This window comes from Aliivibrio sp. EL58, from assembly GCF_900312675.1.
GTDB lineage: Bacteria > Pseudomonadota > Gammaproteobacteria > Enterobacterales > Vibrionaceae > Aliivibrio.
The window spans coordinates 32,445-47,400 of the sequence record NZ_OMPC01000006.1; the positions used below are offsets into that span (position 1 = coordinate 32,445).

Annotated in this window: 13 protein-coding genes; all 13 read right to left on the reverse strand. The window is 35.8% G+C overall.

Annotated features, from left to right (window positions below):
- Window positions 1-52 precede the first annotated feature (52 nt).
- On the reverse strand, window positions 53-1,060 hold the full coding sequence (gene galE, locus ED622_RS07510) for a UDP-glucose 4-epimerase GalE (RefSeq protein WP_122033289.1): 1,008 nt from the start codon (window positions 1,058-1,060) through the stop codon (window positions 53-55).
- Window positions 1,061-1,242: 182 nt separating this feature from the next.
- Window positions 1,243-2,196 carry a DHH family phosphoesterase gene (locus ED622_RS07515; RefSeq protein WP_122033290.1) on the reverse strand — a complete coding sequence of 318 codons (954 nt, stop codon included), beginning with the start codon at window positions 2,194-2,196 and terminating at the stop codon, window positions 1,243-1,245.
- A 287-nt stretch (window positions 2,197-2,483) separates the two neighbouring features.
- Window positions 2,484-3,650 carry a nucleotide sugar dehydrogenase gene (locus ED622_RS07520; RefSeq protein ID WP_122033291.1) on the reverse strand — a complete coding sequence of 389 codons (1,167 nt, stop codon included), beginning with the start codon at window positions 3,648-3,650 and terminating at the stop codon, window positions 2,484-2,486.
- Between the two features lie 199 nt (window positions 3,651-3,849).
- Window positions 3,850-4,914, reverse strand: coding sequence for a UDP-N-acetylglucosamine--undecaprenyl-phosphate N-acetylglucosaminephosphotransferase (gene wecA / locus ED622_RS07525; protein ID WP_122033292.1), 1,065 nt, complete (start codon window positions 4,912-4,914; stop codon window positions 3,850-3,852).
- Window positions 4,915-5,017: 103 nt separating this feature from the next.
- Complete coding sequence (locus ED622_RS07530; RefSeq protein WP_122033293.1) at window positions 5,018-6,019, reverse strand: NAD-dependent epimerase; 1,002 nt, start codon at window positions 6,017-6,019, stop codon at window positions 5,018-5,020.
- A gap of 106 nt (window positions 6,020-6,125) precedes the next feature.
- The gene (locus ED622_RS07535; RefSeq protein ID WP_254052608.1) at window positions 6,126-6,953 is read right to left on the reverse strand and encodes a glycosyltransferase; all 828 of its coding nucleotides are present in this window, start codon (window positions 6,951-6,953) and stop codon (window positions 6,126-6,128) included.
- Complete coding sequence (locus tag ED622_RS07540; protein ID WP_122033294.1) at window positions 6,950-8,071, reverse strand: glycosyltransferase family 4 protein; 1,122 nt, start codon at window positions 8,069-8,071, stop codon at window positions 6,950-6,952. The genes ED622_RS07535 and ED622_RS07540 overlap by 4 nt, the downstream gene beginning before the upstream one ends.
- A gap of 1 nt (window position 8,072) precedes the next feature.
- Entirely contained in the window at window positions 8,073-9,263 is a 1,191-nt protein-coding gene (locus tag ED622_RS07545; protein ID WP_122033295.1) for a hypothetical protein, read from the reverse strand.
- A complete protein-coding gene (locus ED622_RS07550) occupies window positions 9,247-10,254 on the reverse strand; it encodes a hypothetical protein (RefSeq protein ID WP_162922483.1) in 1,008 nt (335 codons plus the stop codon). The genes ED622_RS07545 and ED622_RS07550 overlap by 17 nt, the downstream gene beginning before the upstream one ends.
- 49 nt (window positions 10,255-10,303) lie before the next feature.
- Window positions 10,304-11,533, reverse strand: a complete 1,230-nt coding sequence (locus ED622_RS07555) for a lipopolysaccharide biosynthesis protein (RefSeq protein ID WP_122033297.1) — start codon at window positions 11,531-11,533, stop codon at window positions 10,304-10,306.
- Window positions 11,526-13,055, reverse strand: a complete 1,530-nt coding sequence (locus ED622_RS07560; RefSeq protein WP_122033298.1) for a hypothetical protein — start codon at window positions 13,053-13,055, stop codon at window positions 11,526-11,528. Before ED622_RS07560 ends, ED622_RS07555 begins: the two co-directional genes overlap by 8 nt.
- A complete protein-coding gene (locus ED622_RS07565) occupies window positions 13,055-14,254 on the reverse strand; it encodes an N-acetyl sugar amidotransferase (protein WP_122033299.1) in 1,200 nt (399 codons plus the stop codon). Before ED622_RS07565 ends, ED622_RS07560 begins: the two co-directional genes overlap by 1 nt.
- Complete coding sequence (locus ED622_RS07570; RefSeq protein ID WP_254052609.1) at window positions 14,235-14,954, reverse strand: HisA/HisF-related TIM barrel protein; 720 nt, start codon at window positions 14,952-14,954, stop codon at window positions 14,235-14,237. Before ED622_RS07570 ends, ED622_RS07565 begins: the two co-directional genes overlap by 20 nt.
- Window positions 14,955-14,956: the final 2 nt, after the last annotated feature.

The window sequence follows — 14,956 nt, forward strand, 5'->3', positions numbered from 1 at the left end:
CTTTTCCATAGGACCACAGGACCGCTCTTACCCCGCCTTTTCTCTTCCGCTTTTAATATCCCTTCGGGTTACTCGACTGCCAGCGCCACGTATCCGCAGTCATATCATCAAGAGACAACTTAGCCTCCCACTTCAACTCTTCACGCGCTTTAGCAGGGTCTGCCCAACACTCGGCAATATCACCAGGGCGGCGAGGGACGATTTGATACGGAACTTTAGCGCCAGACGCTTTCTCAAACGCAGCGACCATTTGAAGAACACTGTTACCATTACCGGTACCCAAGTTATAAATATGCAGACCCGCTTGTTGGCCTTTATGTTCTAACGCCGCTAAGTGGCCATCAGCCAAATCCACCACATGGATATAATCACGAACGCCTGTACCATCAACGGTTGGATAATTATCACCAAATACAGATAAAAACTCACGACGACCAACTGCCACTTGAGAGATAAACGGCATCAAGTTATTTGGAATCCCTTGAGGATCTTCCCCCATAGTTCCTGATTTATGAGAGCCAACCGGATTAAAGTAACGAAGCAGCGTCACACTCATTTCAGGGTGCGCTTTTTGAATATCAGTTAGACACTCTTCAACCATTAACTTACTACGACCATAAGGATTGGTTGCTGAAGTTGGGAAATTTTCATTAATTGGCGTAGAAGCCGGATCACCATAAACCGTAGCAGATGAACTAAATACAATACTGTTCACGCCCGCTTTACGCATCGCTTCAACTAACACTAATGTACCCGATACATTGTTATCGTAATACATGATTGGCTTTTCAACCGACTCACCTACTGCTTTCAAGCCAGCAAAGTGGATCACACTATCGATTTGGTTTTCAGCAAAGATGGTTTCTAAGATTTGAGGATCGCGAATATCACCTTGATAAAACTTAGGCTTTACACCAACCAAGGCTTCAATGCGATCAAGCACCACTTCTTTACTGTTGTATAAGTTATCTAGAATGATCGGCGTTAAGCCCGCTTCAATCATTTGTACACATGTGTGGCTACCGATGTAACCCATTCCGCCAGTGACTAATATGTTCATTTTGTTCTCTATTTTTAATTATTAATGATAGAAAGAAGAACCTATACGCTGAGCTAACTAGAACGCTTCGCTCTAGAAACTATAAAATCAAAAGCATCCATGTTGATAGGCTTAATTATTACACTAGCTATACCTTCACTTATAGTCTCTAGTTAGCGCAGCGTATAGTTTCTAGTTTCACTCTAATATTTATTCTCAACCATCGCAATAAACTCAGTAATAGATTCTTTCGGCAACACATTAATTCCCGCCGCCGCTTCACGACCACCACCGGTTGCAAACGAGCTACAGATCTCACCCGCTCCTTGCTTATTATTCAATGGCGCACGAAGAGATACCATATACGTACCATCGACATTTTGCGTTAATACCGCATGAGCAGAGTCAGGATTTTGATTTGCTAAAAGGTTACCATAAACGCCACTAATACGACGTGCCCACGCTTCATTTGGTAATTCAAATAACCCTAGTTTCTCACTTTTGTGCTCCGCTTCAATCGCCAACGCATTATCCATATCCGATTGATACGCCGCTTGCAGCTGATAAAAAGGGGATGCTTTATCGGCAATCACATCAAAAGGAGACGAGTATTGTAATAACGATTGGTATAACGCTGCAGGATCAAAATGCAGATCATCCACCTTTGCCCCATAACCATTATAGTTGATTAAGGTACCCAACTCTTTTAGCTGTGCTTTTTTCTCAACAGATAAGCCGGCAACATCCGCCAACTCATCGGCTTTAGCAATTAAGTTATCGCCATAAGCCGCAGTAATTGCCCATTCATGAAACTGGCCATTTAATAGGTTATCTACAATTAACGCTGTACAAGTATTGGCATCTAAATCGATATGAGCAGATAGATTCTCGTGCTCAGGAATATCATCAGCACGATGGTGATCAGCATAAAACACCTCAGCGCCAGAACGTAAAGCAAGCTCTAGACCTGCCCTATTCTTTTCCATTGAGATGTCAAGAACGGTTAGTTTATCACCTGTTTTAGCATCCACTTTAGCGACTAAGTTGATATCACGTTTTACACCAGTGATTAAGGTAGATTCTTGAGGGTTAGCCAGACGAAGCTGAAGAAGAGCAATGATGCCGTCAGCATCACCGTTGAAGATGTCGTAGTTCATGAAAATCCTTTTTTAAGAACGGGAAGAGCTTTCCTATGGTCCTACGGTCCTGATTGAGAGTCAAGGTTAGGTTAAGGACGCTGCGCGCAAAGGTTTCAGGTTTCAGGAAAATCAAAAGCGAGTCCCCCCTGAAGCCTGCAAGCGCAGCGTCCTGAAACCTCGCTTTACTCTTCAAAACAAAAAAGCGGACACAACCAAACCAGTCATATCCGCTCTTGCTTTTAAGCTCTTACTCGCCCCTCGAGGACGAAGTCCGTCCTCGCCTCTCGCAGCGAAGCGCCCTGTTCTTAATCACTACCAAACAAATCGCGAGTATAAACCTTACCCTCAACATCTGCCAGTTCTTCCATCATACGGTTAGATACAATCACATCAGACACTTGCTTAAACTCATTCAAATCTTCAATCACACGAGAATTAAAGAAATCAGCCTCTTTAAGTACCGGCTCATACACCACCACTTCAATGCCTTTGGCTTTCAAGCGTTTCATAATCCCTTGAATAGAAGATGCACGGAAGTTATCAGAACCCGCTTTCATGATTAAGCGATAAATACCCACAACTTTTGGATTGCGCTTCATAATAGAGTCAGCAACAAAATCCTTACGAGTGCGGTTGGCATCCACAATCGCACCAATAATGTTATTCGGCACTTCTTGATAGTTAGCTAACAACTGTTTTGTGTCTTTTGGTAAGCAATATCCACCATAACCAAACGATGGATTATTGTAGTGATTACCAATACGAGGATCTAAACCTACCCCTTCAATGATCTGACGAGCGTTCAAACCATGCGCTTCAGCGTAAGAATCCAACTCATTAAAATATGCGACACGTAAAGCAAGGTAGGTGTTAGAGAATAACTTAACTGCCTCCGCCTCTGTAGAATATGTTAGCAATACTTCTATGTTTTCTTTAATTGCACCTTGAACCAATAAATCAGCAAACACTTGAGCACGATCAGATTGCTCACCAACGATAATACGAGACGGGTGAAGATTATCAAACAACGCACGGCCTTCACGTAAAAACTCAGGCGAGAAGATAATATTATCACAACCCAGTTCTTGCTTAATACGCTCGGTATACCCAACAGGAACAGTAGACTTAATCACCATCACTGCATTTGGGTTAATTGCCATTACCTCTTTAATCACCGCCTCAACCGAGCCAGTATTAAAGTAGTTTGTAGCGGGATCATAATCCGTTGGTGTGGCAATAATTACATATTCTGCGTCTTTGTATGCGAGCTCTTTATCGAGAGTCGCAATCAAGTTTAATTTTTTATTAACCAGAAAATCTTCAATCTCAACATCTGAAATTGGAGATTGCTTGTTGTTAATTAGCTCAACCTTTTCAGCCATGATATCAACAGCAATCACTTCATTATGCTGTGCGAGTAATACTGCATTTGATAAGCCAACGTAACCTGTACCAGCGATAGCAATTTTCATTATTATTTATCCTGTAGGGAAATTTATCTTAGGGGATTATAAGGGAGAAAGGGGGGAGATGCGAGAATCCAGGGCGCTGTACTAGAAGGGTTCAGGAAAATCAAAAGCGAGTACCCTTGAAGCCTGCAAGCGCAGCGCCCTGACACCTCGCTTTATCATAGGACCACAGGATCGCTCTTAATCCGCTCTTCCCGTTTTTTCAAAGCCCCCGCCACTCGCGTATCTTAGTACTTATCTTCCACACATTACTCAAAAGTGCTGCGTAAACAAGGAAGCAAGCAATAAATAAATAGAACATCACATATTCTGGGATATTTAGCATCTCTCCATAAATACCAAAGGCTGCATATGCAGTGGCAATACCGCAAATAATTAGCAACGTTTGAAGTGAACTAAAACCTAAACGCTGGAATATATGATGCAAATGCTCTCTATCAGGTTTAAATGGTGAATCACCACGGCGTACACGGCGAATCATAATAGCGGCCATATCCATCAAAGGAACTGCGATTAACCATAGTGCCGTAACTGGACGGAGCGGTGCTTTAGTTCCATTTTGACTTGCCAACAACAAAAACCAAATCACCGTAAAGCCAATCAACATGCTTCCTGCATCACCCATAAATACTTTATAGCGACGAGTAAGCACTCCAAGGTTTAACAATACATATGGGAGAATAATAACAATTAATACTAAACATAAGTAAGCTAGGTTAAGTTGACCATCTAGATACAGCACGCTACCAAGACCAGCAAAAGTTACGATAGATAAACCACCGAGTAAACCATCAATGCCATCTACCATATTAAAGGCATTAATTGCACCAATAACCGCAAACACCGTAATTAGATAACCAACTCCTATACCTGCTAAATTCATGGAACCGAAGCCAAACATATCACCGAGTTGATATAATTTAATATCAGCTATCATCATCATAGCAACCGATAAACCTGCCTGAATAATCAACCGTACCTTAAAACTCAGATCGATTTTATCATCAATAGCTCCAACCAAAGTCAGTATGAAAATCGATAATAAATACAATCTATAATTAGGTAATAAATCGGGATTGGAGATTAAAAAATGCATAAAAGCAATGCAGATAGAAATCCCACCGACAAGCGGAATTGCACCTGTATGGTATTTTCGCTCATTGGGTTTATCAACTAAGTTGATTCTTTGAGCGACCTTTCTCATCATAAAAAGAATGGAGAGAGATATAAAGAAGGTAAAGCCTAGTTCGAGGTATGTGTGAGACATAAAGATCCTAACTAAATTTTTATTTAATTATTTTAGTAGTATTAATTTTTCTATGGTTAATAATTAAATGAAGGTTACAACTAAACAACCAATCATTAATACCTTACTTGTAAAACTCTTTATACCAACTAACTAACTTAGCAACACCTTCAGCAACACCAACCTGTGGCTTGTAGCCTGTAGCTTCAAATAAATCTTGTGTGTCTGCATATGTTTGGTAAACATCACCGGCCTGCATACCACGAAAGTTCTTTTTAGCTTCAATACCTAATTCCGCTTCAATCGCTTCGATAAATTTCATTAGATTGATTGGACTACCATGACCAATATTATAAATACTATAAGGAGCAGAGCTTGAAGCAGGGCTCCCCTCTTCTACCTTCCAGTTATCATCGCGATCAGGAATAACATCCGCAATACGGATCACGCCTTCAACAATATCGTCTATATAAGTAAAGTCACGCCACATATCTCCATTGTTATTAATATCGATAGTCTCACCATCTAATATCTTTCTAGTAAATATATAAGGTGCCATATCTGGGCGCCCCCAAGGGCCATACACTGTAAAGAAACGCAAGCCTGTGGTTGGGATATCATATAAGTGTGAGTACGAATGAGCCATTAACTCATTAGATTTTTTAGTCGCAGCATAAAGAGAGATTGGGTGATCTACAGTATCTGAAGTAGCAAAAGGAACTTTATTATTTAAACCATAAACCGAACTTGAAGAGGCATATACTAAATGTTTCACTTTAGTATTACGGCAACCTTCTAGAATATTAAGGTGTCCAACTAAATTTGAGTCAGCATAAGCCATTGGATTTTCAATTGAATATCGTACCCCTGCCTGTGCAGCTAAGTGTACTACGCGATCAAACTGATGTTCAGCAAACAAAGTAGCCATTGCTTCTCTATCTGCCAAATCAACTTTTAAAAAATGAAAGTTTTCATGCTCAACACGTTTTAAACGAGCATCTTTCAAACTTATATCGTAATAATCATTGATATTATCAATCCCAACAACTTGATGACCTTGCACACAAAGTCTTTCTACAACGCAAGAACCAATAAAACCAGCGGTACCTGTTACTAAATATTTCATGTTATAAACTCTTTGATTTCTAATAAATACCTTACGTTTAAGAACGTAGGATCAAACTTCAACAAGTATTAAATCTAACAACATAATAGTTCTAACAAAACAGAGTTTAGCGAAAATGCTTATAAGCAAATCGAATCATACTCATTGGTAATAAATGAAAAAATAACCTAGAATAAATACCACAGATATTTTTTAAATTAACTCTATTCAATTTTATCATATATTTTTGTCTAATCTTAATTTCACTTAACGCTTTATCCATTCCTTGTCGGCGTGATAATGTTGCTTCGTTTAAGCGGTAATCCATTAAAATATCAGGCATATTTGCAAACTTCGCACCACCGCAAAGCAACTCAAACCAGAGGCCTAAGTCTTCTGTTAGCTTTGTATTAGTGGGATAACGTATTCCTGTTTTTTCAAACAATTCCACCTTAAACATTACCGACGGATGTATAAATGGGCATCTGACAATCGTAAAATCGGTTAGTTGCTCATGCGATAATGGAAGTATTTTTTCCTCCAGAGCAAAACTTCCCCCAAATTCCCTACAACCAGATCCAACAACGTCCACATCCTCATGGTTACGCAAGAAGCTTACTTGTTTACTTATTCGGTTTGTATAGCTAATGTCGTCGCTGTCCATTCTTGCGATATAAGAATAACGTTTACTTGCTAAAGCCAGGTCAATCATAGCATTAAGAGAGCTAGCCAAGCCTTTGTTTTTACTACTTTTTGTAACGAAAATATTGTCATTATACATTAAACTATCTAAGTAACTATCTACTATCTCAGGTACAGAGCCATCTCGCCAAATAAACAAATCCATCGCTATATAGTTTTGTTCTAAAATACTATCAACTGCAATTTTAAAACTGTCTAATTGGTCTGATTTATAAACAGACATAATCACCGCTACACGTGGAATAACACTCACAATTCACCTTTTAAATACAATTTTTGATAACTTAAAGAGTTCACTGACGAACTGAACCCACGCGCAGCGATGACTGCACAATCCTCTTGTTCAATCTTATTTCGCCACTGCGGATAAGTATGCGTTAAAAAACTCGACAAAGATCGCATATCTGCAAGTTCAATTAACTGTGTGTACTTTCTTGCAGCAACGTGTATCTCTTTATGAGGACCAATATCACTCAAAATTGCCGGACAACCTAACGCTAAAGCCTCTAATACAGAATTTGGAAGTCCTTCTGCTTTTGATACTAAAATGAAAGCATCTGACGCAATAATATAAGGTCTAACATCAGAAACAGCCCCAACCACTGCTACTTTTTCATTTATAACCGCTGGATGTAACTGAATTTGAGCAAGTTGACTCCCCTTTCCAACTAACAGTAACTTAAAGCCATCAACCTTATTAATTTCATCAAGCAGAGGTAGAAGGTTCTTTCGCTCTTCAAACACGCCGGTATAAATTAAAATCTGTAGATCTTCAGCCAATTTATATTGTTGTCTTACTTCAGAAACAGCCTCTAACTCTATTTTATCTTTATTATAGAATAATGTATCAATACCGTTGTTAATCACATTAATATCACGTTTGAAAAACTTTTGTAATGGCTTGCGGACAGACTCACTGACCACAACCACCTTCTTACACTTACGTAAAGCCAATAAATGTATTACAGCCATCAGCAAACCCTTAACTTTTCCATATTGCGCAGGGTAATCAAGATAAGGAATATTACGCAGCGTTGATATCCAATTAATCGACAACTTACCGACCAATTTACTCATTATTAAGTCTGCACGAATACCTTGAGTGTGCACAACACTTATTTGCTCTTGCTCAATATGATTTAGCAAACGCTTTTCAAGCTCATTGATACCTAGCATTCCAGATTCATCCAAACACATCACTGGGATGTTAACAGCATCGAATTTATCTTTAAGTGAATTGTTTTTTTCTGCCGATAATGTCACCACTATCGGTTTATACAATGTACGATCTAAGCCAGAAATGATGTTAAACAACTGAGAGGTTGGCCCTGTTTGCTCAAGAGTAGAACAAACATAAAAAAATTTTTTCATCTTATTTTTTTCTCCTAAGTCCTTCAGTTGCACAAGCTAACAAAAGAAAGAAAATAGCACTCGAGAATACAGGGTTAAAAACAGAGCCAAACGTTAGGTCAGCAAATAAAATATAGAACACGAAACACATAGAAATCAGTTTTTCGTCTGTAATCTTTTTAAAGAGAAGATAAAATATTAAATATTCTAAAAAATAAAAAACTATTCCATATCTAAAGATTGAAAGCAGTGTTCCACTATCAAAAAAACCAAATGGTAAAGTACCGAGATTTCCCCAAAGCCATTCTTTAACTGACATATTAAACATATAGTTTATAACTGTTAATCGATGAGTCACCCCTCTGTCAGTGCCATCTATAGCTCCATAAAAATTATGTAATACACCTAAAATATCCATAGAGACATAAATACCGACAACAAGAAATGGCGATATAACAGTGGCTAAAAGCAGGTTTTTTAGTTTAAACTTGAGAAACATAGGTAAAATAAAATCACAAAAAATAGCTGCAACTAATGCAATTTTAGAAAAACAAATCAGAGCGGCAAAATAACCAAAAACTTTAAAAGCAATATTTTTATATTTGAGAAATAGAACACTACCTGCAATATACATAGACAAACCAGTAACTGTTGACGAGCCAAACGTTCCTGCTGGTCTAAAACTGAAATTCATATGAGTTGATATTAATGATTCAATATCGGTACTGGTCGAATAAATATTAGGTATGGAATAAAATTTAACTACAAACTGAAAAAATGGACCACTAGCAAACCCCAAAATATCATACTTCTGAAAGACTATAATAATTAATTGAGATAAAAAACACCATTTTAATACAGAGAAAAAAACAAGAGAAAAACTGTCATTGCTATCAGATACTGAAGTCTGCCTTGCAACTACAAACCATAATATATATTTTATAAAACTAAAACCAACAATAACTCCTTTTAGATTAAGGTTATCATTATATTCTATCGATGACGAGAGTATTAACATCAACATCAAAGAAAACATAGCCACATAATAAATATAACTTTTTTCAATTTTAATACGACTAAAAGACGCTAAAGAAAAGAAAATAAGAACACATAGCAAATCTTCAAAACGTACAGGAATAGTACCTAATCTTATTGTTGGAAAATAAAACCAAAAGACAGGATAAAATTGAAGTATCTTATATTGAAGTTTCATTTACATAACTTAGCATAGACTCAACAAGTTCACTTTCAAAAACACAAGATGAGGTATTTCCCCAGATATTTCCAGCTCTAAAGAAAACCTCTGATGAAATCTGTGTATATGGCCCAAAATGACATGTTTGAAACTCAATTAGTTTATATTCGCCTGATGGAAGCGTAACGAAATCTAAACTACAATATGGAACACTAAGCTTTTCACGACATGATATAGCTAATTCTGCAAGTACATTATCTATTGTTGATTGAATTTCAAAACAGCCAGAGCCACTAGCCCTGAAGTCTCCCTCTCTAACAGAACGCTTTAAAACAAACACTTTCTCCCAAAATACCAACACTTTATAATCTGAGCTTAATTCAGGAATGAATTCTTGTTCACAAAATTTAGCTCTCTGGGTTAAATAACGAGCTTGCTCTCCACGTTTCAGTAATTTTCGTGCGATATTTCTAGCGTCTTCTTTCACTTCTTTAAGAGAGCGATCAAGGCGCAGTGTACACTTAATGCTTTGTAGAAATTGCTTTTGGTTTTTAACCAAAGAAACACCTTTACTTCCTGCCCCCCCTAACGATTTAAATACAAAAGGATAACTGACTTGTTGAGGAAGACTAATTTTATCCGCAAGACGATAATTCTGCTTAATGTACGGAAGCATTTTTTCCGCAGCCAATATTCCCATCAACCCTTTATTCTCATGAGCCAATACAGTATCTAAAGATGGCACTAGATTATTTCTGTTATAAAATCGAGCAGTAAGAACATCATTAATATATTGTTTAATGCTGATGTTCTGATGACTTCCACACCAATAAACTGCATTTTCATCAACTTGATAATTGTAGTTTGCTAAGTCTTGGTACTCTAGATATTTCACTTCACAATCAAAACGTTTAAGAGCTTCTTCAACTACAGAAAGATCAATATTTTGATATTCATGAAGGTGCTGTGTAAAAAAACCGTCATGTACGAGTATTATTATTTTTTTCATTTTATTTTCCATTCTAGTTTAAATTAGAATATTAATTATTAGCGTTATTTTAGGTGCGTATGCATTTATCAAAATTATTATCTCTTGACAACATAACGACTAGAATTACTTTTGTTAACATTCCAACCACTGTACCAAAAGCAACACCTACTACCCCTTGTGTTCCAACCAAAGCTAGACTAATAAAGGCATTTACACATAACGATATGAATGTTAATACTGATAATAAAGAACTTCTTTTTTCATAATTAAGCTTCACAGAAAAAACCATATATATCATATGGAATAGTTGCGCCATTAAGAGACAAAGTAATATCATGTTATTTTTAATGTATCTTTCATCTACAAATAGATAATAAAAAAGATCCGAAGATAAATAGAATATTATAACCACCACTAGTTGAATTAAAATCAATCTATTTCTATATCTAATATTTGATAATGTATAACCATGGTCAAAGTATTTTTTTACCCACTCCCTATTTAATCCCTGGGATACAATCAAAAGAATCGAGGTATATTGAGCAGAAATGGCGTAAATGGCAACATCATCAATAGTTAAAAAATTTGCTATTACAATCTTATCAAATACACCCAAAAGCAAACTAGATAAAACATGAGGTAGAAAACCGATACCATATTTTAGGTAGTCTTTTTCAATGCCAATTTTATAAGATGTATTTTTGCCTATTAAATTTTCTTTAAAGTATCTAACCAGAAAGTATATTGATATAAATAAAAACAATAATATCGACAATAATGAACCATATGCTCGACTAAATACACCAAAGCCTTGATAAAGAAACCATGTTGAAAAAACAAGCACTAAAAACGATTGTAGGAATAAGAGTATAGTATATTTAAGTGCAGATCCTTTTGCATTGTATAATAATAACTGCGTGTCATAAAAAACATAACACAGCGCTGTTAATATTAATATATACATTAGGTTACTATCTACATCTTCTATTTTAAAAAGTGTGAATATTTCACTCTTATATATTATTAACACTAAACTAACAATCAAAATATAAAAAATTAAAACTTTAAATACGCTGATTAACTTTCCTCTTGTTAAACCATCACTATCAAAATAACATCTTTGAATATAAGCTGGAGCATTTAGTGTCAGAATAGGTAGAATAAAGGTAAATAACGTAACAATAAGTGTCATCTTACCATACTCATTAGGAGTAAGATAACTAGTCATGATTGGCATTAATAAAAAAGGCATCGCAGCTGATGCCAAAGTGCCAAAAAGGTATATTAGACTATTCACTCTTAATACTTAAAAAATCACTAATACCAGAAACTATATTATCAATACTCTCTTCTTTATTAGTTAATCCCATTTGGTGAAAATCAAAATAGTGCGCTGAGTATATGATAAATTTACTCATTTCTAAGTGAGCACCATATAGCCGATTTAACTTAAGCCTATCAGTATATGCACCAGTTTCTATCGATGTTACAGCAGTAAATAAATCACCTTTACTTTTTACCTTGAATACACCTGGAAGATCCTCATACCACCCTCTACCAAATAATAGTACTGGCTTAGATCTAAATAGAGCCTCCCAGCCAATAGTACCACTAATTGTCGCTATAGCTAAAGCACTATCTATTAGTGAAAACGTATCGGTTTCAATTGGAACAAATTTAACTCTGTTAGACATAGAACTAATTTCACGATAGAAGCTTTCATCCCGTCCAGTTTCACCTTCAAAATAAGGGTAAAATTGTGAACTGTGCTCTTTAATGTAAATAGACACCGAGTCATCAAAACTCTCAAGCAGATTCTTAACTATTTGCCTTTGCTCTACATAAAACCCACCAGTAGGACAAGACGTTTCTTCGGGTTGATAATGAAGCGCTAGTAATACAAATTTTTCGTTTAAATCAACCTTTCTACAATATGATTTGTAAGTATTTCTCAGCTTATATTTTTTATATTCGCCAGCCTTCCTAATTAAAAACGCATTCCCTTTAGTCATTGAGGAAGTCTTAGGGTGTTCTTTATAAAAGATCCTATATGTTGGCGAGGTTTGAAATACATTGCCTATCTTCTTCAAATCAAATAACATTGACTTTACTTGATATGATATTGACTTATATTTTTCAAAGTTATTTTTTTGCTCTACCATATCGGGTGGCAATGCTGTTTCGTGGTCTTGAGATAGTTTTTTTAATTTGTCGGCAATAATAATTGGTAAGTCATCAATTTTTGCATCTTTAGCATTTCTTACGGCATTCTTTATTGCTATTGGTGTCATGTTTACATCATCAATAATAAAACTACCATCGCCAAAATGTGTCATTTGGAACATAATAAATTTTATATTCTTTATTTTTGATGCCACATACAATGCAAAATCAAACACTCTATGGGGTATAGAGGGAGAAATTATGATGTCTATCTCTCTATCTTCTAAAACATACAACCATTTCTCAATAAGCTCGATAAACCATGCTTGTCTTTCTGTGCTAGGGAAAGTTTTAAATACATCTAGTCTATCCATCATTCTCATTCCAGTCAGTATATCCAAACCAATACTCTTGACTGTATTTTCATCTAAAGCGACTATTTTATGATCTTGTGGGAATCCGTTACCTTTCCAGGCATCCTCTGTATATTGGAAAAAACAATTAGGAAAATAACTATTAATTTTATCCTTCGAAAATTCAGGTTTTCTTCCAATAAAATAGACTGGTTTTATGTCATGTTTTTTTAATAAACGACTTGCTACATCCATCCATAATTCAACATTACAACCAACATACATAGCATTATTATACTGCATTAGATATTAAGCCCCTTCCCAAAAATAATAAATGACTCTTTTGCTTTTTTACCTGGCTGTAGCATTTTTTCAAGAGTAGTCGGAACTATCTCACTTCTTTGAGTATCTCTTTCTTTTAATTCGTTGGCAGACTCACAGATTAGATGCTCTAACTTACCTAGCCGATGTATTTTGAACCACTCATAACCACTCTTAGTTACACCTAACCAATCAAAGAATGGTTTAATGTATACTCTATTATTTCCGTAATGTCTTAGTAAAGACTTCCCTTCTTCAGTTGTCAAACGACCATGTCTAATTTCTCTTGATACATGATCATTCACCTTACGATATCCTACTCTTTTTTCCTTGAGTAAGTCATGCAAATGATAGTACACCGAGCTACCAGCTCGTTCATATAAATCAAATGTCGAAGTATTAATCTCGGGTGTAAAACCAAACTTGGTCATTGCTTGATTTTGGGCTAACGGATCCCAACGTATATAGTTACTTAAATAAATACCTCTTACTCCACTACGGGATAACTTATCTATATCAGGATACTGATAATAATTAAGGTGACGTAAGTCAACTTGAGCACCATTACCAATTAAATCATCTACCTCAAAGTTAAATAAATCATGCTGTTTTCTACTCCAACGACTCATTTCAGTTGAATCTAAATGTGAAAATTTACCTACTTGTTCTACTGACTGATTTTGTCCCCAAATAATTAAAGGGATTTTTCGTTCAAGTGCAACATGAACAGGGAAAGATGTATGCAGCTGTAAAAAAGGTAACAATATATGGTCATATTTCCTTAAAGATGTACGTACTAAATCTTTATACACACGCATATCTGGATTAAATGTAAAAGAATCAACATCAAAATGAGTAATTAATTGATGGAGATTATACCAACCAATATCATTTTTAAAATAATCGTTAACGCAAACAACAAGTGGCGATAAACCTAGCTTTAAGACATTTAACAATGTGAAGTAATCTTCTGCATCACCAACAACAGGAACAACACAATCGTACTTTCCTTTATGGTTTTTATAACTTTGTATGATTTCTTCTAACTTTTCATACCTAAAGTTCCAATCGATTGTATCTTTTTCTCTATGAGTAAAGCATCCAGAACACTCTGATTCAATTATGGTTAAACTAAATGGATGATTGAGAGGATAGTGACATTTAGGACAAGATAGTTGCATGCTTAAAACCTGAAATTGAGTATTCTGTATGTAAGACTTTATTATCAATTAAAACTGAAGCCAATTGTTTCTTATATGCTTTATTGATACAGTTTTTTCCTATTCCACCGCTGATAATAAGCTTCTTATATTCAAATGGAAGGCCATCAATCAAAGACCAATCAAAAGAGTTTTTTTGACCTTCATTTTGAGTATCCACTAAAATAATCTCATTAGCTGAAGTATTAATAAATTCAATATCAATATCTTCAATTGCAATGTAAACAGATAATCCAGAGTGATAGACAAACACTCCCTCTTTTCTATAAGCTAATGGGAGTAAGCACTGAATTGCTTGGTGCCCAAAAAGATCTTTTGCCTGACTAATTAAATCTTTATTACCATCTAAAAAAGCAGATGAGAAAACCAGCCGCTCAATAGGTAAATCAGTTAAATGCTGTAGATGTTCAACACTTCGAATTCCACCACCAAAACTCACTGGGGTCATGGTTTTTAGTTTTTGTAATTCAGAAAGATCCTCTTTAAAAATATCTAAGCTATCATTTTTTCGAACTGGACGAATAATTGCAATTTCATCACATTGATACTCTTCTAATGAGTCAATAACCCCTTGTAGACTCCCCAGTGGTCGAAAATACTCCCAACCATATGATTGAATACATTTTTTTTCATTAAGTAAGACTGTTGAACCTATACGCACAA